17 protein-coding genes are annotated in these 22063 nt (G+C 42.9%); 6 read left to right on the top strand and 11 right to left on the bottom strand.

The window, feature by feature from the left end; genetic code table 11:
* The first annotated feature begins 315 nt into the window (after window positions 1–315).
* Window positions 316–876 (top strand): orotate phosphoribosyltransferase, encoded by a 561-nt coding sequence (gene pyrE, locus PseudUWO310_RS04880; RefSeq protein ID WP_142599526.1) that lies wholly within the window; start codon window positions 316–318, stop codon window positions 874–876.
* 400 nt (window positions 877–1276) lie between these two features.
* Here pyrE and PseudUWO310_RS04885 read toward each other — a convergent pair whose 3' ends face one another.
* From PseudUWO310_RS04885 to PseudUWO310_RS04905, 5 genes are all read right to left on the bottom strand, one after another.
* Window positions 1277–2086, bottom strand: coding sequence for a prohibitin family protein (locus PseudUWO310_RS04885; protein ID WP_142599528.1), 810 nt, complete (start codon window positions 2084–2086; stop codon window positions 1277–1279).
* Between the two features lie 342 nt (window positions 2087–2428).
* A complete protein-coding gene (recJ, locus tag PseudUWO310_RS04890) occupies window positions 2429–4714 on the bottom strand; it encodes a single-stranded-DNA-specific exonuclease RecJ (RefSeq protein ID WP_142599530.1) in 2286 nt (761 codons plus the stop codon).
* 102 nt (window positions 4715–4816) lie between these two features.
* A complete protein-coding gene (locus PseudUWO310_RS04895) occupies window positions 4817–5254 on the bottom strand; it encodes an NADAR family protein (protein WP_142599531.1) in 438 nt (145 codons plus the stop codon).
* A 133-nt stretch (window positions 5255–5387) separates the two neighbouring features.
* Window positions 5388–6545 (bottom strand): hybrid sensor histidine kinase/response regulator, encoded by a 1158-nt coding sequence (locus PseudUWO310_RS04900; RefSeq protein ID WP_142599533.1) that lies wholly within the window; start codon window positions 6543–6545, stop codon window positions 5388–5390.
* A 352-nt stretch (window positions 6546–6897) separates the two neighbouring features.
* Window positions 6898–10251, bottom strand: coding sequence for a PAS domain-containing protein (locus PseudUWO310_RS04905; RefSeq protein ID WP_142599536.1), 3354 nt, complete (start codon window positions 10249–10251; stop codon window positions 6898–6900).
* 226 nt (window positions 10252–10477) lie between these two features.
* Here PseudUWO310_RS04905 and PseudUWO310_RS04910 point away from each other — a divergent pair, with 226 nt between their 5' ends.
* Window positions 10478–11899, top strand: a complete 1422-nt coding sequence (locus tag PseudUWO310_RS04910; protein ID WP_142599538.1) for a serine/threonine protein kinase — start codon at window positions 10478–10480, stop codon at window positions 11897–11899.
* 303 nt (window positions 11900–12202) lie between these two features.
* Entirely contained in the window at window positions 12203–12502 is a 300-nt protein-coding gene (locus PseudUWO310_RS04915; RefSeq protein ID WP_142599540.1) for a hypothetical protein, read from the top strand.
* Between the two features lie 235 nt (window positions 12503–12737).
* On the opposite strand, the gene glgB is transcribed toward PseudUWO310_RS04915, so the two are convergent.
* The 5 genes from glgB to petJ form a co-directional block, all read right to left on the bottom strand.
* A complete protein-coding gene (gene glgB, locus PseudUWO310_RS04920) occupies window positions 12738–14996 on the bottom strand; it encodes a 1,4-alpha-glucan branching protein GlgB (protein WP_142599543.1) in 2259 nt (752 codons plus the stop codon).
* A gap of 383 nt (window positions 14997–15379) precedes the next feature.
* Window positions 15380–16591, bottom strand: a complete 1212-nt coding sequence (locus PseudUWO310_RS04925) for a sulfite exporter TauE/SafE family protein (protein ID WP_142599546.1) — start codon at window positions 16589–16591, stop codon at window positions 15380–15382.
* A gap of 27 nt (window positions 16592–16618) precedes the next feature.
* Complete coding sequence (locus tag PseudUWO310_RS04930; protein WP_142599548.1) at window positions 16619–17068, bottom strand: hypothetical protein; 450 nt, start codon at window positions 17066–17068, stop codon at window positions 16619–16621.
* Window positions 17069–17103: 35 nt separating this feature from the next.
* A complete protein-coding gene (locus PseudUWO310_RS04935) occupies window positions 17104–17694 on the bottom strand; it encodes a superoxide dismutase family protein (RefSeq protein ID WP_190315905.1) in 591 nt (196 codons plus the stop codon).
* 397 nt (window positions 17695–18091) lie between these two features.
* A complete protein-coding gene (gene petJ, locus PseudUWO310_RS04940) occupies window positions 18092–18433 on the bottom strand; it encodes a cytochrome c6 PetJ (RefSeq protein WP_142599553.1) in 342 nt (113 codons plus the stop codon).
* A gap of 439 nt (window positions 18434–18872) precedes the next feature.
* Here petJ and PseudUWO310_RS04945 point away from each other — a divergent pair, with 439 nt between their 5' ends.
* Window positions 18873–19772 (top strand): Sll0314/Alr1548 family TPR repeat-containing protein, encoded by a 900-nt coding sequence (locus PseudUWO310_RS04945; RefSeq protein ID WP_223805539.1) that lies wholly within the window; start codon window positions 18873–18875, stop codon window positions 19770–19772.
* A gap of 281 nt (window positions 19773–20053) precedes the next feature.
* Window positions 20054–20890, top strand: a complete 837-nt coding sequence (locus PseudUWO310_RS04950) for a Cof-type HAD-IIB family hydrolase (protein WP_142599557.1) — start codon at window positions 20054–20056, stop codon at window positions 20888–20890.
* Here the strand turns inward: PseudUWO310_RS04950 and PseudUWO310_RS23560 are convergent.
* Window positions 20885–21007: a hypothetical protein gene (locus tag PseudUWO310_RS23560; RefSeq protein WP_263363391.1), complete on the bottom strand. Its 123-nt coding sequence runs from the start codon at window positions 21005–21007 to the stop codon at window positions 20885–20887. The two genes, PseudUWO310_RS04950 and PseudUWO310_RS23560, sit on opposite strands and share 6 nt — an antisense overlap.
* Here PseudUWO310_RS23560 and PseudUWO310_RS04955 point away from each other — a divergent pair.
* Complete coding sequence (locus PseudUWO310_RS04955) at window positions 20964–21845, top strand: endonuclease/exonuclease/phosphatase family protein (protein WP_223805540.1); 882 nt, start codon at window positions 20964–20966, stop codon at window positions 21843–21845. The two genes, PseudUWO310_RS23560 and PseudUWO310_RS04955, sit on opposite strands and share 44 nt — an antisense overlap.
* Window positions 21846–22063: the final 218 nt, after the last annotated feature.

Raw genomic sequence — 22063 nt, forward strand, 5'->3', positions numbered from 1 at the left:
AAATTGACTGGTTTCGGAAAATTGATATATAGCTATATTTAGGTTATATAGCGATCGCCAAATGTACTAGGACATAAACCCCAAGAATTGACTGGCGGCGCTAAGCGCCGCCAGTCAATTCTTGGGGTTTGATTTGTTCTAATTCAAGTGACTGTAGCTAGCCCAAACGAGAGATACGGCGCACCGCGCCGCATCTCTCGTTTGGGCTTTTTGTCATAATATGACTGGCAACAGTAGCTCAATTTTTTGTTGTGGGAGGATGGGCAGCATTTAAACTAAAAAAGTATTTACAAAATCAAAAGCTAAGTCAAAGTTGTGGAACATCCAAATCGCGAACAGTTGCTCGATCTGTTTTGTCGTCTTGCTTATAAAAGTGGCGACTTTATCCTCTCCTCTGGGCAAAAAAGTACCTATTACATCAATGGCAAATTAGTCACACTACATCCATTTGGTGCTTTGTGGACGGGACAGGTCTTATTAGAGATGTTGCCAGCAGAGACAGGGGCAGTGGCAGGTTTAACCTTGGGTGCTGATCCGATCGTGAGTGCGGTAAGTGTGGTATCGGCCTATGAAAATAGACCAATTCCTGCTTTGATCGTTCGTAAGCAGCCAAAAGGTCATGGAACGGCAGCATGGATTGAAGGTCCTGAACTTGCGCCAAATACGAATGTGGTAGTGCTAGAGGATGTGGTGACAACTGGGCAATCGGCATTACTCGCTGTCGAGAAATTACGTGATGCTGGTTACACTGTTACCCATGTATTAACGCTGGTCGATCGCCAACAGGGGGGAGCCGAGCTTTACGCTAAGGAGGGGCTAACGTTTGGTGCGGTATTTAATATTGGTGAAATTCAGAATTATGCCAAGGGGCTGTAGCCATATAATTTGAAACGGGCTGCGATACAGGGTTTGCTACGTAAATCCTGTATCGCAGCCCAAAGGTAAAAGCCTTGCTTAGCAAGGTTTTTACTTTATAGCGACAGTCACTTGACTGAGAACAAATCAAACCCCAAGAATTGAGTGGCGGCGCTTCGCGCCGCCACTCAATTCTTGGGATTTATGTCCTTTAAACTTGGCGGCAGCTATACCAATTCACTGAAGTGAGCCAACACTTTAGTGAATTAAAAACCAAACCCAGTCAGGTTTTGAGATTTCCAAAATGGCGTTGCCATTTTGGAAATTGGTATGACAACACTTTTGTGAATTAAAAACCAAACCCAGTAAGGGTTTTCAAAGCTGAAAATGGCGTAGCCATTTTCAGCTTTGGTATTAGATATTACTTTTGTGATTTAGAAACATCAAGATTTAGGAATGGAACCGCACCATTTCCTCCTAATACTTGGGGAAACTTGCCATCCCATTTTTCGATCGCTTGTTTCTGCAATAGTTCCGAAGTTAGGGTCTCACGTAGGAGACGTTGGGCTTCCGCTTGCCCCTTGGCGCGATTGATCGTTGCCTCAGCTTCCTGCTCGGCTTCTCTGGCAATATATACAGCTCGCTGAGCGCGTTGTTCGGCAATCTGTTTCTCCTCTACTGCCTTGGAAAATTCGGTTGAGAAATTTAGATCGACTACGCTGGTATCTAGAACGATAATGCCATACTTACTCAAACGTTGACTCAAAGCTTCATCAAAATCTAGCTTAAGCTCATCGCGCTTAGTGATCGCCTCTTCTACGGTGCGTCTTGCCGCAGCCACTTTAAACGACTCTTGAGTTTGTGGGGCAATGATTTTGGAAACAATATTTTGCAAAGTGCCTTGAGTACGGCGGATAGTTACCACCTCAATGGGATCGAGTCGAAAGTTAATTGCAAAACTTGCTGTGAGTTGTTGTAAATCCTTGGTGGAACTTTGGGCAGGGACTTCAAATTTCTGGACGGTTAAATCATAGACATCAACCTGTGAAATTACAGGCGGCTTGAAATGTACTCCCTCAAGTAATACCCCATCCTTAGCTTTTCCTAATATGCTCAGTACACCTGCTTCTCCAGGATTAATAATTACGAAGGAATTAAAACTAATAACTGCGAGAATTCCTAATATGGCAACTAGGATTAAGGATTGCCAGCTTGTTTCTTGGTCTTGCATTACTTTTTCCTAATATCTATGGGTTTCGATCATATAAGTAAGTGGGCTTAATTAAATATATAGCTACCGCCAGTTTTGTTAGGACAAAATCAAAACCCCAAAGAGAGTTGCCGCGCTCCGCGCGGCAACTCTCTTTGGGGTTTTATACCAAATAACAAAATGGCGTAGCCATTTTGTTATTTGGTATAAAACCCTTACTGGGTTTGGTTTTCAATTCCAAAAAGTGTAGCCACACTTTTTGGAATTGGTGTTATGTCCTGATACAGTTGGCGGCAACTATAAAACCCGCAAATCTGCGGCGTACGCTGCGCGTACGCCGTAGATTTGCGATCTGGATTTTAATTATTGGGCTAGTTGCTGTAACTGATAATCGAAAAACTGCTGTTGAAAAGTGAGTTCGTTGGCTGCTTGAATGAATTTTTGGCATAGGGTTGGCGGAGTTGTATTTAAGGTGATCGCCTTAATACGGATAGTTGGGTTGTCTGGATCTAGCGGGTTATCGATCGCCTGAACCGCATAACCGTATTGCTGTAACTCATCGAAGCCCATTTGCAATATATCGCGATCGCCGATTCCTAACTTGGCAACTAGTTGCGATCGCTTAATCTCTTTACCAGTCCGACTGAGATATTTAGCAATTCCTACTAACGTTTGCCATGCGATCTTGCCATTGATTTGCTGGGGATTGGGATAGGTAAGCGCGAGGGATTGATTGGCTTGCCGAGCGCTGGCGATAATGGTATTGAGATCTTGCCAACTTTGCGGACAGCGATCGCAGATAGTTGTCACTAAATGGAGATCGATTGTGTCATCTTTGCCGCGCCAATCAATGATTGTGAGATTTGCGTCAGCCTTGGTCAAGGATTTCGCAAGGGCAGGTACTTCGTTAGTCAGAGGAGCACTTTGGGCATGAAAATCGATTAGCCTGACATCGTAACGCTTGCGAAAGGCATTATCGACCAACTCGATCACGATATCGCAAGGAGTATCGGGTAATTCGTAGCTATAATGTCCCCACCAATCGCCATGAATCCGATTGCCCTGCCGATCGCTTAGGGTAAATTCTGTTTTGATATATTCAACTTTCTGACCTTTGGATGTACGGATATTCGCATTGGATATGTCTGAAAAGTGACAATTACGAACCAATAATCGAGGATAGGGATTCCCCATCCCGAAAGGTTCTAACTGTTTTAGCGCGTTAAATAAATCTTTGTTTAAATCGGCGATCTCTACTTCTAAATCAATCGTAATTTTCTTACTTTGCAATACTCCATATTGACTCCAGAACGAACGATCGATCGACTCAATTAATACCTGTAAATTCTCGATCGGAAAGCTCAAGCCCCCCGCTAGAGGATGTCCGCCGAAGCTCTGCAATAGATGCTCTTGCCCCTTGAGCAGATCGTAGAGATTGATGCCCTCTAGCGATCGCGCACTACCTTTGGCAAGACCATCCTCAAGGGTACAGAGGATCGTCGGGCGACCATATTCGGCAACCACTTGCCCTGCTACTAATCCTAAGATGCCCACCGACCATTGCGGATCGACCAAGACAATAATTCCTACGGTTGATAAATCTAGTTGGGCAATTTTGGCTTGCACCTGTTTGAATACTCTTTTTTGGAGGGCTTTCCGCTGAGTATTTGCCATTTCGGTCTGTTCGATCAGCGCTTTACACAACTGCTCATCTTGGGTGGTAAGTAGTTCCACGCATTTTCGGACATCTCCCCAGATACGACTAACGGCATTAATGCGTGGGGCAATGCCAAAACTAATGTCGATGGGGCGATCGCCAACCCTTTTGCACTGCTCTAACAGCATTCGTACGCCGAGGCGCTTTTTTTGACGCAATACTTCAATTCCCTTTTGGGCGAGATAGCGACAGTCTCCCGTAAGCTGCACTAAGTCGGCAACTAAGCCGATCGCCACTAAATCCAATAAATCCTCTAGGGGCTGTGGCGGCACTTCGGGCATGGTGGCATAGAGGGCTTCCATGAGTTTATAAGCTACGGCAACTCCCGACAAATGGAATAGGGGATGTTCACTGTTTAAATAGCGAGGATTGATAATTGCCGTGACAGGGGGACGATCGTCGGGCAAGGTATGGTGATCGGTGACGATCACATCAATTCCTAATTCTTGTGCGTAGCTTAGGGCTGTGAGGCTGGTGCTGCCCGTATCACAGGTAATAATGAGACTGAGAACTTGATCTGCGGCTTCGCATTGTGATCGCAACTCATCTAAACCCCTAGGGGATATTCCATGGGATTCTTTTAACCGATCGGGAATATAAAAAACTAAGCGATCGCCTTGGGCAAAAAACTGCCCTAAGCCTTCCCATAAAACCGATGTAGCCGTGATCCCATCGGCATCAAAATCTCCCCAGATGGCGATCGTTTCGCCTCGTTCGTAAGCTGTTTGGATACGGGCGATCGCGATCGCCATTTCGGGCAAGGCAAAGGCACTAGTGGGTTGATAGGCTTCTATGTCCAAAAATGCGCTGACCTGTTCGGGACTCACAAATCCTCTTTGCCAAAGTAACTGCGCTGCAAATTTACCCACCCTTTCCCACATCCAAGTCGGTGGTTCGATAGAATCTAAAATTTGCCAATTAGTTAAGGTCATAATCGATATGGCGTAGCCATTTTGTGATTTGAAAACACTTACTGGGTTTGGTTTTTAATTCACAAAAGTGTGATCGCACTTTTGTGAATTGGTATTATAGGGTTAGTCTGTTTGGATTTGAGTGCGGACTTCTTGAAGGATTTTGCCTAACATATTTTTGCCAGAGCCATCGGCTCCACAACCCCAATAATAATCCCCTGGTGCATTTTCGACAATTTCCTCATCACCAGTAGCAATCAACAAGAGCTTTAATTGGTGGTGGGTTTGAAACTTTTGGAGAACGGCTTTACGCATGACATCATCTTTGATTTCTTCCCAATCCTCTCGCAGCGGCACAGAACGACTGCGACCTAAATTGGCAGCGGTTTTGGGATCGATCGCTTGGCGAATTTTTTCTTGATAGTTCCGATCTAAAAACTTCTGAGCCTGAAAGTAATGTTCCGTTGTTTTCCACCATTGCCCATCTAACTCAATACCAAAAGGAGCAAAGTTAGAGAATTCTCCATAGGCTTGACTAGTCGTGTAGAAATAAATCGTCATAAAGGTTTCGATCTTGTTAATGCATTCCTTATTAAGTAACTAGGCATAAGTAGACTTAAAACCTAGAAGAGCGTACCGCCCGCGTAGCGGGCGGTACGCTCTCTGGTTTTGGTTTTTAATTATGCCTAGCTACTTAATGCGCAGTAAAAGAAAGTTCTGAAGTTTGGCTAGAAGATAAATCATTACAGGGCAAACTAATCGTGAAGCGGCTTCCCACACCTAATTCACTAGTTGCTTCAACGCTTCCACCATGCAGTTCGATAATTTTTTTGACAAAGGTCAGCCCCAGCCCCATGCCGTCATACTTGCGGCTATAACCTGTATCGACTTGCTTAAAGGGTTGAAAAATTCTATGTAAATCTTCTGTGGCGATACCAATGCCACTGTCAGTTACTGAGATGCGAACTGGTGTCGTGAAATTAGACTCTCGTTGATAGTCTGGCTGATTTTCACAGGTTAGTTCGAGGATAATATGACCATTTTCAGGTGTAAATTTCACGGCATTATTGAGCAAATGCATTAGAGCCTGAAAAATGCGCCTTTCATCTAAAATCATGGAGGGAATTCCTTCTTGAATTTTCGATTCAACCTTAATTCGTTTGGGCACTGCGATCTTGGCAACACAACCAAGACAGGTTTGACAGAGTGCTGCGAGCGACATCGGTTCGATGGTTAATTTAAACTCCCCTGCTTCAAGCATAGATAGATCGATCATGTTATTAACTAAGTTTAATAAATGATCACCGCTGCTATTGATAACTTGAATTGCTTCCAATTGCTTGGGATTGATCGAACCAAATACTTCTTCCTTCAAACAGTCTGAAAAGCCCAAAATTGCATTAAGCGGCGTGCGAAGTTCGTGACTGACTACGGACAATAATTTCTCTTTGAGGGTGGTTTCCTTTTGTTCGTCGTTTTGGGCGCGATGGGTGGTTAAGGCGATCGCTAATGTGGAAAGGAGTTGCTCTTGCCGAAAAGGTTTAACTACATAGCCCATTGGATTGGTCGATTGGGCTCTCTTTAAGGTTTCTGCATCTGAAAAAGCAGTGAGGTAAACGACGGGAATATCACAGAAGGATTGAATAAACTGGGCGAGCTTTATCCCATCAATATCCCCTTTGATCCGAATATCTAGAAGAACGAGCTTAGGAGAATATTCTAAAATCTTCTGGATAGCCGTCTGAGCATCAACAGCGATCGCACAAATGGTATAACCTTCGTCACGAAGTATTTGGGCAATATCTTGCGCGACTAGTCTTTCATCTTCAACTATGATTACTGGGATACTCAATGTCTTAACCTCGTTCAGAAAGCTGCGAGCAAACCAATCTTGATTCTATGATTTATTCTATGATTTGTTGAGATTTCTAGTTGAGATTTCTATAGGATATCAATCTCAACATAAAATTTGCCTTGATCTTAGCGCAGAAAGCCCCATGAAAAAACAAATTGCTAGACAAAATATCGTGATTTTTTAGGGTGATTAGCTGCTTATTATCGCATGACTATAATATTTTTTGCCCAAATTTTATATAAGTAGTTCAGCATAATTAAAAACAAAACTAGAGTGCATAATGCTGGCGTAGCAGATGGTAAGCTCTTCTAGATTTTAAGTTTTTTAGCTACTTAGATAATGGTTCTGATTAACGAGTCTTTTTCCACACAGGAAAAATTAATTGAAATTTCGTTCCTTCCTCTCCGTTATGAATAAGAGTTCCTTCTAGTTGTTCTGCTAAACTGAATACTAGCTGCATCCCTAAGCTATCTGTATGTTCTAAAATAATATTGGCTGGAATCCCGATCCCATTGTCTGCCACAATCAAATGATATTGCTGTTGTTTTTGTAAAAGCTGAATATTTATTTTCCCAATACCTTTAGGGAAAGCATATTTTAAAGAGTTAGATATTAATTCATTGATAATTAGTCCTAAAGAGATCGAGCGATCTAAGGGTAAAGAAATATTACTTGCATCTATCGTATATGTGATCAATGTCGGACTTTTTCCATAGCACTGAAATAAATTTACTAGTAAATCAGATATATAGTTATAAAAATTGATTTGATCGAGATCGTCATTGCGATGAAGTTGGGCATGAAGCAAAGCCATCGATTGAATACGATTTTGATACTCTTCAACTAAGATTTTGACTTCGGGGGGAGTTTTGCGAAACTGCATTCTTAAAAGGCTAGACATTACCTGTAGATTGTTTTTTACACGGTGATGGACTTCTTTGAGCAATACCTTTTTCTGTTGCAGTTCATTCTCTAATTGCTGATATAGGATTTCTTTACTAGCAAGCTCGATCTGTACCTGCTGATACAATGTTGCCTGTTGGAAAATAATCGTAAATTGACTAGATAACTGCTTCATTAAATCTATTTCCCATTCCTGCCAATGCCGAGAACTATCGTATTGATGTATGCATATCAATCCCCAGAGTTGATTATTGTTAATGATTGGCATCGCTAACTTAGCTTTAATGGGTGGAGAAATGAGATATTCATTGCCTAGAGATATAACTTTTAATTCCAATTCACTCGCTGAGTCTCCATGTAAGACATAAAGGTTTCCCTGTAGATATTCTTTGTATAGATCTTCGGGAACGGTATTATCCCAAACAATGGCATTGAAGATGGATTGCCAAGGTGCAGAAACTGATTCGGCAACAACTAACCTAGTTCCGTTATCTAATACTTGATAAATAAGAGTGCGATCGCCATGGAAAAACTTATGGATTTCGGTAACGGTTATATTTAGAATTTCCTCTAGTTGGAGAGAAGACCGAATGCGTTGGGTAATGATGCTGAGGAGTTTTTGTTGTGATGTTTGCTCAAGTAATCGAGCCTCGGCAAGCTTTAGTTCGGTAATATCCAGCATAATCCCATGGCGAGCAATATCTCCATTTTTACGCTTAAATAAGGTCACATTTAGATTTTCGATCCTTTCGGGCATAGAGTTGATTTGTAACCATTTAATCTTGCCTGAAGGGGTAACGATTCGGAATTCATGGTTTAAAGGAGATACTGAGGATATGCTATGAAGTGCTGCGTCCCAAAAACCTTGCCGATCATCGGGGTGATGATGATCGTAAAGACATTTGCAGTCTTGGAGTACTTGTTCAGGGGACAATTCATAGATATCCTCAACCCTCGAACTAATATATTCAAAATAATGCTCGCCTTCAGGATTATGAATATATGTATAGATTATGCCAGGGAAACTTGAAACAATCCTTGCGAATCTTTGTTCGCTTGCCATTAGCTCGGCCTCTACTATTTTGCGATCGGTAATATCATTGGCCGTACCAGTAGTTAACAAGACCTTGCCATTTTCATCACGACTAAATACCGTATCGAGAGTGTAAAGCCAACGCCAATTCCCATTAGCATGTTTCATGCGATACTCAGACTGAATGATTTCTCCATCAGCAGCAGCCTTAATCCGTTGAAAATATTGGAAATATATATCCATATCTTCTGGATGGATCAGGTTAGGGAAAAAATCAGTTCCCATTTCTTGAATCTCTTCGGGAGTATATCCGAGAATAGATTGCAAATTTTTGTTTGCATAAATGTTTCTCTGCTCTTGGACATTGAATAGATAAATGATTCCTGGGGAAGAGTCGGCAATTTGATTAATGAACCTTTGACTTTCTTCCAGATTTAGCTCCATTTGTTTGCGATCGCTAACATCTTGAGCGTTACCAATAATTTGTTGGACTCTTCCACAATCATCGCGATTGAAAATCGTGTCATAGCTACGGAGCCATTTAATCTCACCATTTGCATTGATTGCTCGATATTCAACTTCTAAGATTTCTTCATCACGCGCATGACTTAATCGATGGAGGTGAGATTCCATGGTAGCAAGGTCTTCTGGGTGAATCAGGTTCCGATGTAAGTTATCTTTCATCGCTTGGATCTGTTCCGTTGAATAGCCCAAGATCTTGGCAATTTCTCGATTAGAATAAATATTTCGTTTTTCTTGTAAATCGTATAAGTACAGGATATTGGGTGAAGCATCAGCAATCTTTTGAATGAATTTGAGATTATTTTGTAATTCAATCTCAGTTTGCTTGTGAGCCGTAATGTCAAAACAGAAACCAATGTACCCTAGAAAAAGATGATCTTTACTAAATATTGGGGCTCCACGATCTATAATCCAACCATAGACTTGATCGTGGCGCTTGAGACGATATTCCATTTCAAAGGATTTTCTCGCATCAAAGGCTTTAAAGTAAATATCTCGACTCATCTCGCGATCATCGGGATGAACGCCTTCAAGCCAACCATCACCAATTTCTTGCTCTAAGGATCTGCCCGTATAGTCTAGCCAAGCTTGATTGAAATAGTAGTAGGACTTATCTGTCCCAGATTCCCGCAGCATAACAAGAGCGCGATCGGCAATGGTATAGAAATATTCCCGATCGCCTATTATTTCCTCAGAAGACAATGGTGGATCAGGATGTTTGGATATTGGCGATTCCTGCCATTGCCTTATAGCAATTTCTTTTCTGGCAATTTCTTTTCTGGCAATTTCTTTTCTGGCAATTTCTTTTCTGGCAATTTCTTTTTTCAAGTGAGATTGGGCGATCGCATTCCGCAGGGCTGCAAAAATTAATTCCTTAGTTAAAGTCTCTTTGACCAGATAATCTTGATAGTCTTGGGCAATACGAACTATGCATCCTTCATCTTCGGCTTTCACCAAAAGAACTACAGGCACTTGGATAGAGTTCAGTTGGTGCAAAAAAAAATCTTTGTCGGGATGCGATTCTTCCCATTCTAAAAATATGCAGTCAGGGGGAGATTGCAGATCAGTCTCTAAAGTTACTAATAGAGATAGAGCGTAATGGAAATTATGGAAGTGATAATGATCGCCTCGATGTTCGATGATATGAGGATAGTCTGAAGCTGAAAAACCTATGGGGGAAAGAGATTCATAGCTGTCTGCGATTATTAACACTTTCCATTCAGAACTAGCTATAACTCTGTGCATGGGTTTAATTTAAATCAGTAAATCAGTTAAACATAATAAATAGTAGAAATAGTTCGGCATAGTTAAAAATTAAAGTAAGAAAGCTCCTACTCATTTCTTAAATTGGTATTACTTATGCTTGGCTGCTTAGGGCTATTATATAGCAATCCTAAGTGGTTTGTGGAAAAATGTAACTCCCAAAATGGAGAGCGTAACGTCGATTAATTTGTATATTTAGTAAACAAAGATGATAGAAGAACTGCATCAAATTGGTGATATTGTCAGCGATCGCTATACCATCGTTTCAGTTCTAGGGCGTGGCGGTATGGCAATCACCTACGCGGCAACGGATCGCCTTCGCGATCGCGCCGTGGCGATCAAAGTGCTATCTCTGCGGCAGGCTAGCCAGTGGAAAGCGATCGAATTATTTGAACGGGAAGCTAAGGTATTGGCTAGCCTCAATCACCCACAAATTCCGAAATATATCGACTATTTTTATACCGATCTTGAGAGTGATCGCCGCTTTTATTTGGTTCAAGAGCTGATTGAAGGCAAATCCCTAAATGAGATCGTTCAGAATGGGATGCGGATGACAGAAGGAGAAGTAAAGGAGATCGCGATACAAATCTTAAACCTGTTGTGCTACCTGCACGAACTATCACCCCCTGTCGTCCATCGAGATATCAAGCCTCACAATTTGATCCAACGACCTACGGGAGCGATCGCTCTTGTGGATTTTGGTGCGGTTCAGGATATTTATCGTAATACGATCGCTGGGGGGAGTACCTTTGTCGGAACCTATGGTTATATGGCTCCCGAGCAATTTCAGGGACAAGCAAGTTGCGCTTCTGACCTGTATGGGTTAGGGGCAACCTTAATGTTTCTGCTCACCCATCGTTCTCCTTCAGAATTGCCGCAAAATCGCATGAAAATTGATGTGCGAGCCTGTACCAAAATTTCCCCAGAATTTGCAGAGTGGTTAGAGCAAGCGATCGAACCTACTACTGAGGATCGTTTCCCTTCCGCAAGAATTGCCCTAGAAATATTGGAAGGGAAGCGTAATTCTACTTATTCTCTGGCTAATAATCTGGCTAATAATTATATTGCTACTCTAAAATCATCAGGTGAAATTGCTAAGACGCGCAAATTAAAACCTTTAGATACCCGCATTCAGTTTGAAAGAACTAGCGATCGCCTGACGTTTAAAATCCCTAGCCTTGGCTACCGTCCTCTGACATGGGTTTTCGGAGCCCTTGCCCTTGGTATCTATTGGGGCTTAGATAAATTCATTCTCCCTTACCTCAATACCTTTGGCTTGCTATCTCAGATTGCCCTAGGATTCGTTGCGGTGATGGTTGGATTAATGTCACTTATGTGCGCTTTTTTGTTTGTCTACGCATTAATTGGTAATGTCTTAATTGAAATGGATCGCCAAACCTTCAGGATTTCATGGCATCTATTTGGGATTCGGATTGGACGCGAACGGGGCTATAATTCGGAGATTACCCGCATTGGGATTGAGGAAATTGAATCAGAAAACGGGCAAAAAAGTACCCAATATGCGATCTGGCGAGGTGCTAGCAAACATCGTTTTGATTCGATTTTAATCGAAAAAGAAGAGACGGATTGGATATTAGGTGAACTATTGGATTTTTTAAGCCATTTATAGACTTGTTAACTATAGTGCTAAATAGGTAAGGATGGGCGGCACTTCGCGCCGCCCATCCTTATGATGTAAATCCTTTCTTTTCTTCCTAAAGAAATAGATGTATAAAAACAAGAGATAGCAGTAAGGCGCTTCGCGCCGCAACATCTAATTCTTCACTGGGAAGGGAGTAGCTTCTGACTAGAAAGGGAGTATACTTGCTTATCATTCTTTGGCAGGATGATGTTCTCAAGTATAGGGATTAGACTCTTTTTTATAGATTTGGATTAAAAAATCAGTACTAGGTAACTGATGGAGGTCATAACTATGGATAGCCAAGAAGCAACCATTTTCGCATTACAGAATCGCATTAAATATCTGGAAGCCCATCTCCATCTGGCTTTACAGGTTTTGCGTGAAATGGAAGACTATGCTCAAGATTCCATAGAACCCTTTGAATCATTGCCAAAATCTCATGCTAAATCTCATACCATAGATATAGTTCCAACTAGTAAAATTGAATTGCCGACATTTCTCAGTTCGCGCACTTGGAAACATCAGCCTCCCATGATGAAGAGCACGAATGCATTTGTCTCCCGCGATCGCGCGATCGCAAATGCTTCCTAATACCAAGTTAAGAAATGGCTACGCCATTTCTTAACTTGAAAACCATTACTAGGTTTAGTTTTTAATGCACAAAAGTGTTGTCACACTTTCGTGCATTGGTATAATTTCAGCAAACAATCGAAAAATAATTAATTGCAAGAAGGTGTAGCGTCATGACGCTACACCTTCTTGCTTTGTTTAGGACATACAATCCCCAATATGAGTGGCGGCGCTAAGCGCCGCTACTCATATTAGTTTAGACTTCGCCGCGATACTTTAAGATAACTACGCCCAAGGGTGGTGCAGTCACATCAATGGAGTAAGGTTTACCATGAGTGCCGTAGTCATCGGTATACTTGCCTCCCATATTACCGATCCCGCTACCGCCATAGATTGGGGCATCGCTATTGAGAACCTCTTTATAGAAGCCCTTTTCAGGAACACCAACCCGATAGTTATGATGGGGAACAGGGGTAAAGTTGCAGACTACTAACACAAACTCGCCATCTTCACCTTTCCGTAAGAAAGAGATGACCGAATTGCGCGTATCGTTGCACTCAATCCATTCAAAGCCTTCTTGGGTGAAATCCTGAGTGTAAAGTTCGGGGAGCGATCGCAATAGTTTATTGAGATCGCTGACATATTTTTGCAATGTTTTATGGCTAGGATACTGCAATAAATGCCATTCGAGATCGCCCCAAACATTCCATTCCGCCCATTGACCAAATTCCATCCCCATGAACATGGTTTTCTTGCCAGGATGGGTAAACATATAGCCATAGAGACAGCGCAGGTTGGCAAATTTTTGCCATTCATCTCCAGGCATCTTCCCAATCATGGGACTCTTGCCATGAACCACTTCATCATGGGAAAGCGCTAGCATAAAGTTTTCGCTAAAAGCATACCAAATACTAAAGGTTAGGTAGTTGTTATTATGTCCGCGAAAATAGGGGTCGAGCTTGAAATAGTCCAGCATGTCATGCATCCAACCCATGTTCCATTTCAGGTTAAAGCCCAAACCACCTGAATAGGCTGGCCATGTCACCATCGGCCAAGAGGTAGATTCTTCGGCAATGGAAAGCGCTCCGGGATAATAGGTAAACAGAATGCTATGCAGGTGACGAAATAGCTCGATCGCTTCCAAACTCTCGCGACCGCCGTACTCATTGGGCAACCAAGTTCCCGCTTCGCGGTTGTAATCGCGATAGATCATCGAAGCAACCGCATCAACCCGAATACCATCAATATGGTATTTGTCAAACCAAAAGAGGACATTGGCAATCAAGAAATTTTTAACTTCACTGCGTTTGTAGTTAAAAATCTTGGTTCCCCATTCTTTATGTTCGCCAATTCTGACATCCGCAGGCTCATACAGAAAAGTTCCATCAAAGAAGGATAAACCATGTCCATCCTTGGGGAAGTGAGCGGGAACCCAATCGACAATGATGCCAATGTCATGCTGGTGACATTTATCGATGAAATACATCAAGTCCTGCGGTGTACCATAGCGGGATGTGGCGGCATAGTAACCAGTGACTTGATAGCCCCAAGAGCCATCAAAGGGATGCTCGGCAATGGGCATCATCTCAATATGGGTATAGCCCATTTCCTTGACATAGGGGATGAGATCTTCAGCAAGTTCGCGATAGGTGAGAAATCTCGCTCCAGGCTTAAGATCGGCTGCGGATACGGCCGGATAGCCACTGTCAGGAGGATTTGCTGACGAGGCATGCATCCAAGAGCCAAGATGCATTTCATAGACAGAGATGGGCTTTTTGAGGGGATCTTCCGTGCGGCGCTTTTCTAGCCAAGCGCGATCGTTCCACTGGTAGGTATTGAGATCTGTGACGATTGAAGCGGTTTTAGGGCGGATTTCTTGGAAGTAGCCGTAGGGATCGGATTTTTCGTAAATATGTCCTTCGGGACTCTTGATTTCGTATTTATATACTGTGCCAACGGTTAAATCGGGAATAAATAGATCCCAAATACCCGTATTACCTTTACGCATTTGGTGCTTGCGTCCGTCCCAGCTATTGAAATCACCAATGATAGAGACGTTGCGGGCATTAGGAGCCCAGACAGCGAAATATACCCCACTGACATTATCGATGGTGGTAAGGTGCGCACCCATTTTTTCATAAATTTGATAGTGCGTTCCTTCACCAAATAGGTAGGCATCAAACTCTGTCAGTAATGGTGATTTGAAATAATAGGGATCGCGAATTAGGCGATCGCTGTCACCAGACTTGACTTTAAATTGATAGCTAAATAGGTGGGGGGCATCACTGATAATGCATTCAAAAAAGTGCGGGTGATGCACGGAATGCATCGGATATTCTTTATGTTGGTCGGGTGTAACTACATATACTGCCTCTGCATCGGGTAGATACGCTCTAACCACCCATACCGACTTACCGTCTTGCTCAATTTGATGTGGCCCGAGGACTGTAAAAGGGTCGTGGTGTTGGTTCCACACAATGCGATCGATCTGCTCGGTGGGTATGGTCGGGGTCATATCTCTTTTAGTAAACGCACATATTTAAATTACTGCATATTATTCACCAAATTGCGGTGTGTAATCTAAACTAAAGACTGATGGTTTATTTCGTTTTTTTTTAATATGGCGCTTGCTGTTAAATTCCTTACCAAAAATATTTATAGCTACAGTCACTTGAATTAGGACAAATCAAGCCCCAAGAATTGACTAGCGGCGCTTCGCGCCGCCAGTCAATTCTTGGGGCTTACGTCCTAGTACAATTGGCGATAGCTATACAAATATGCGTGAATATGAGTGAATATTCATAAATATTCGCGAAAAGGCAATTTGCTAGGTTTATTTTTGAGTAGTGCTAAATAGGTAAGGATGGGCGGCGCAAAGCGCCGCCCATCCTTACCTATTTAGTTTTTCATCGTTTTTAAGTTAACCATTCTCAAAAATAAGGCGATCGCGGTAATTGCCCCACAGGAAATCGTCAAGATCCAATTTTTAAGATTCCATTCCACCGCACCTAGATAACTTGAACCGATCGCAATGGTATGCCCTGAGGCGAGTACCAACGCAGGAACCGAAAGTAAATGTAAATAACGCCAAGCCTTACCGAGTTTAGCGACCATCCAATCAGAACTGGTGATGGCGGCTGGAGTCATTAAGGCGATCGCGATCGCCCCTAACCAAATTGCTAGTTGATGCCTTGGGATCAAGAAAGATAAAGCATCAAAATTCCATTGAAAAGTATGTTCGAGCATATGGAAAGTATGGGCGATGGAAAGGATGAAGGCTCCCATCCCGATGGCACGGCGATAGGTCATTAACGCCGACCAAAATTTTGATAGCTGTCCGAGTGGACGCGCTACCAACGCAAGAACGAGCAGAATTAATCCACCATGCCCCGTATAATCCACCATGTCGCTACTTCGCAATACCGTTAGGATGCCGATTGTTAGCGTGATCCAGCCCCCCATCCGAAATAACTGACTGCGGCGATCGCGGCTCATTAGTCCCGCAAATATGCCAATGCCCAGCATCGATGGTAAAGTGCCGAGCCCAAAAGCCAGCATCGTTAACGCTCCCTGCATCATATTGCTAGTTTCGGCTGCCTTGAGTTGAGCCGTATAGAGAAAACCACAGGGAATCAATCCCCATGTCATCCCAAGTAAAGCGGGGGTAATAGGATGGGAATAGAGGGATAACTTCATCATGGCATTGCTAAGACGCTGATGGAGTCCGAGGGCAGCTATGGGATTGAGAAAGGGGATCTGAGGTAAACCTTCAGGCTCGATCTGCACCAGTCCCATCCACACTAATAAAATTCCCGTCAAAATCGCTAGCCACCGTCGCAGATCGCTTTCTATGCCTGCTAGCTGACCACTGGCAATTAGTACTGAACCGATCGCCCCAATCGCCGCACCTACCAGTACATAACTGAAAATCCTACCAATATTGAGCAATGCGTGAAAGTACAGATGCTGTTGCCAAGCTTGGGAAGGCTCGCGATCTTGTCGATCTTTTCCAGAAAGTGAAAAGGCAACGGTCAAGGGGCCACACATACCCACGCAGTGACCAAAACTTCCTAAAAATCCCAAGGCGGATATAAGCAATAAATCTAGCATTCTTCACATATAACGCAATTTGGATGCTTATTTGCCAACATTGACGGTAAAAGTTAATTCAAAGGGTGGGAAATCTTCATCGCCCTTAGGTGCGCCGTTTAATCGCAGTTCGTATCTGCCTACCTGTGGAAATACGATCTCGATACTCGGCAAGCCCAAGTATCGATCAAGGATCGATGGCATTTGGGATACTGTAAATTTAATATTTTTGTTGGTTAGAGACCTTACTTCTAAACGACAGTTACAGTTATTGTAAGGAATGATTTCGCCGCCCCGTCTCGTTAACGCGATCCAAGCTCGCGATCTTTGACCTGCGATCGGGCGATCGTCTGGCTCGATATGTAATGTCCCTCCAACTTCATTAGCGGTTCTTACTTCATGGGCAATACGAATGGGAAAGCTCTTACTTCCTAAATCCTCGTTGAGATTAGGAGTAGATAGATGCAAATTTAATAGGATAGAAGCAATTTCCAACATTGATTAATTAATGATTATTTTTTGAGATGGAACGGTTAGGATTTCTTAATTACTCCACAGGCAATGCGAGTCTTGTAATCAACATTAGGAATGGTTGAATTTCCATTTGCGCCTGCATGGATGAGAATGGATGTACCGCCTTGCTTGAGCAATGAGTTGGGCTTGTTATCCAAACTTAGTCGGGGAAGTAGGGCATTCAGTTTGCCCTTACCATCTTTCTTAACTACGATATTGGGCAAGTCCCCTGCGGGGTTATGTTTTTCTCCTTCATGCTTTTCATGGCTCCCATGGGCTCCATGCATAGGATTAATCTCATGATCATCATCGTCATCATCTTTAGGATTTTTAGGATTGAAGTGATTTCCCGATGTCTTAAAATCTGGAGCATCACATTTCCCATTCTCATGGATATGGATCATATGCTCGCCCTGAGTGAGTTTCTCGACATTGACGATAACCTGCAATCCTAGCGGCGTTTGGGTAAATGTTGCTGTGCCCACCTGCTCGCCTTGGATATTAAAAATATTGGCGATCGCATTTTGAGGATTGCGAATAATCACGGAAGTGGCATTTTGAGCGATCGCCGTAGTTGCGGAAGTGACTGCGGTAGCTGCTGTGATTGTCATGCAAGCCAAACCCAAATTAACAATATTAAGCTTATGCCTAAAATTATGCCTAAAAAGAGCTAGAAGATGATTTTTATGAATCATTTTATTAGTCATATGTTCGCTTTTTTAAAACCTGTTTTCCTAAAATGCTCTTCCATTGCGGTTTTCATTTTGCCTACGGCAAAATGAAAACTCAAAACCCTTATTAAGTAGCTAGGCAAGTAGCTAGGCGCAATTAAATATAAAATCCTAAAACCTATAGCGCACGCTGCGCGTGCACTATAGGTTTTGATTCTGGGTTTTATACCAATTCACGAAAGTGTGACAACACTTTCATGAATTAAAAACCAAACCCAGTAAGGTTTTGAGATTCCCAAAATGGCGTTGCCATTTTGGGAATTGGTATTAATATCTCCTAGCTTTTTGCCCAGCCATTGTCAGCTTGCTCGATCACATAGTTTGCAACTAGATTAATTTCATTAGCAGTGAGTTTTTTGCCAAAAGCAGGCATTGCACCTTTCCCCTTCGTAACTTGGGCGACGATTGCCTCAACCGAGTATTTGCCATACTTTTCCAAGGCATCTTTTTTCAAGCTTTTGGCTGCTACTACTCGGTTTGTGCCGCCTGCATGACAGGAAGCGCAGTTTGAACTAAAAACTTTTTGACCTGATGTCTGTTCAGCAAAGGCAGGTTGGCTAAAGGATAGACCTAAAAGCAGGGTTAGCGCGATCGCGAAAATAGAGAAAATGCGTTTCATAGTTATAATTCCTTGGTCGAGTTACTTAAATATTCACGAAAAATAAGGGCAAAGCTTTACGCCGATGCCCTACGCGGCTTAGCCGCAAAGTCGAGTTGAATTTTAGTCTGGGTACATCATGCCCCTACTTGCTCTGGCAGTCAAAAGACGGCTCGTCAAACAACATAAAATTTCATTAAAATGTCAAAAATTGGGGCGGGTAATTGCTGAACTGCTTACAATCCCGACTGTTAGGCGATGATAAGAAACTTTTTTTAAAATAAAATCGTCTCTCATAGTATTAACGTACTATGTTGCAGACAACTTAAAAATTTCTGACTAGATTTAAATTAAATATTTAGGTTAAGTACGAGTTAAATTTGTCAGAATGCCAAAAAACGATCTCAACCTTGCTAATAATAGCCACTTAACTTATAGCCTGAACCTTTTTGGGAATTTTATGAAACGCCCTTTGCAATCTGTATTTGTGTCTGTATCTGCATCTTGCTTAGCAGTCTTAGTTACTGCTGTCACTGCGATGCCTAGCTTCGCCGCCGATCCGTTTCGCTCCACAAATGCAAGAGAGATCGGTAGTGAAACTCAAAAAGCCTTTGAATTAATGTTCAAAGACGGAAATTATGTAGCAGCAGTGAAGCAGTTGGATTTAGCCGTTAGAACGGAAGCTAATGATCCACTTCTGTTTTCCTTGCGAGCATCCACTTTTTACGCTAAAGAAGACTATTTGTCCATGAAGATTGCAGGCGATCGCGTGCGGGTCAACGCTGAAGCCCTAAAGGGTAAGGATAACCTCAGAGCTTACACATATTTAGCCGTTAGCGATCTGATTGCAGCGGGATACATTATCAAAACTGAAGGCGTATCTAGTGCGCCTTCGGCTTTGCCCTTAGTGCAGAGCGTCTTTGACAATATCCAAAAAGCCAAGGATATCTCCCCTAACGATCCTGAGCTAAATTTGATTAAGGGCTATGTGGATATGCTAATCGCTTCAGTATTGCCCCTCTCTGACCTCGAAACTGCCTTAGAAAGTCTGAAGCAATATGCAGCCCCCGATTATTTGAAATGGCGTGGAATTGCCCTCGCTTACCGCGATGCGCGGAAGCCAGAACTCGCACTGGATGCTGTAGATAAGGCTTTGGCTTCTGCCCCCAGCAATCCAGAACTGAATTATCTCAAGGGACAGGTGTTATGGATGCAGGGTGGTAGCAGTATTCCTACTGCCAAAAAACATTTTGAACTCGCCCTTAGCAAATCTAAGCAGTTGAACCCCAGCCTCCTGTCTGAGATTCGCGAGCAATGTCGCAATATTTCCAATGGTACCAATTGTCCCGAACAGAAATAAGGTTTTGGATTCAAGCTACTGAAATAAAAACTAGATTTGTTTGGAATATAAAACCGCAAAGATAAGTGGCGGCGCAGAGCGCCGCCACTTATCTTTGTTATAATCGCAAACAAAAGAGGGATGCCGCGCGGAGCGCGGCATCCCTCTTTTGTTTACAGTTGATGGCAGATATATAAGGATCTGGCAATACAAAGTCTATAAACTAAGAACGGTATTATAAAAAAGTAGGGTCACTTCATAGATTGATTCTATTTTTTTATAGAAAGTAAACAAAAAAACTCATGGCGCAAGACATTAAACTGATCGTGGTAGATATTGATGGCACGATTAGCGGAGATGCCAATCAGGTCAATGATGCGGTGAAGCAGGCGGTGAAAGCTGCGCAGGCAAAGGGAGTCAAGGTCGCGATCGCCACAGGGAGAATGTACCGTTCGGCTCTAAGATTTCATGAATTGATCGCCTCCGATATGCCCTTGATTTCCTATCAAGGAGCCTTTATCAAGGATCCGAAAACTGGTGAATTAGTTGGACATTGGCCAGTGGAAATAGGACAGGCTTTAGCTCTCCTTGACGATCTAGGCGAATTTGCCACTAACGATAGATTGTCAATCCATATTTATATAAATGACGAACTCTACGTTCGGAAAATGACCGCTCAGACGGAATTCTATGCCAAGCGATCGAAGGTAGACGTTACAGTAGTTGGAGATTTGCGCGAATTTCTGATTAAGCAATGTCAAGAACAACCACCCACCAAGATTTTGGCTCTGAGTGATACCGCAGAACTAGTCACGGAAATGCTGCGAGTCCTTAAGGATCGCTATACGCCCCAACAGCTCTATCTCACAAAGTCCGTGGCGACTTTCTTTGAGGCGACTAATCCGATCGCGAATAAAGGTACAGCCGTCAAGCACTTAGCTGAAAATATTTTGGGGCTAGATCGATCGCAGGTTTTAGCGATTGGCGATAATTTCAACGATCTAGAAATGATTGAATATGCGGGTATTGGTGTCGTGATGGGCAATGGTGCTGAAGGGTTAAAACCCTTGGGTGATTGGATTGCCCCCAGTGTGGAAGATGACGGTGTGGCCGTAGCGATCGAAAAATTCGTACTATAAAGGGAATGTAATGCGGCGATCGCTTGTGGAAAGTTTGAGATCTTGTTTTTCTTGGCTAAGTCTATGCAGCTTGGTGGCGATCGCGGGTTGCTCAAGCCCTTTAGTATCTAAAGCCATACCTGATCAAGTTCGCATTGGAACCTTTAATCTCGAAAATTTTGATGGGTTGAGCGAGGAAAAGGTTAATGTTGTGAGCCAAATTATGGAACGTAACTTTGATGCGATTGGTTTACAGGAAGTGAGTCCCCTAGCGGCCGAGAAATTGAAAGAAAGACTGAATAAATCTCAATCTTGGGAATTTATTTTAGGGGAATCGGGTGGTAAGCAGCGTCTCGCCTTCTTTTATCGGAAAGAGGCGATCGCCGCTCAGAAAGTGACGGAATGGCAAAAGGTAAATATGACAGGAACCTTGCGATCGCCCCTCGTAACCTATGTTCAAGTTGGCAAAGATGGCAAGAAATTCGATTTTACACTCGTGATCGTGCATCAAAAGGGTGGCAGTGGCAAGGATGCTGACCGTACTCGCCAAAATCAAAGTGATCTCCTGCGAAAGGAGGTTGATCAATATCAACAGAATCCACAATCCGATCCCGATCTGATTCTCGTCGGTGACTTCAACAGTCCTACATGGGCGGATCAGAACCGTGGTTTGCGCAATGCGCCCCTGACTTTTCTCACCCGTGCGATCGAAACCGATGCCCAAGAGAATTGTTTAAAAAAACATGGGCAACCGAAAACTCCCGACGGTCGCCCCCGCTATTCCAATCGCGGTACTGGTTGTGTGATCGATCATATTGTCGTTTCTAAAGCCCCTAAGGGAGCCGAGACTGAATATATTCCTCAATCATTGCAGATTCTCGATCCGCAAAAAGATTTGGGCTTTGACAGCGATCGCAGCTATTTTGCTAAGGTGTCCGACCATCTTCCCGTACGCGCAATTTTTCGGACAAATTAGTTGTCATAAGTACCTCAGCATAATTAAAATCCAGATCTAAAACCTGCGGCGCACGCGCAGCGTGCGCCGCAGGTTTTAGGCTTTTATATTTAATTAAGCTCACTTATACCAATTCCCAAAAGTGTGGCTACACTTTTGGGAATTGAAAACCAAACCCAGTAAGGGTTTTAAAATTACAAAATGGCTACGCCATTTTGTAATTTGGTATTAAATATAGG

The sequence above is a fragment of the Pseudanabaena sp. UWO310 genome (genome assembly GCF_006861605.1).
In the GTDB taxonomy this organism is placed as follows: domain Bacteria; phylum Cyanobacteriota; class Cyanobacteriia; order Pseudanabaenales; family Pseudanabaenaceae; genus Pseudanabaena.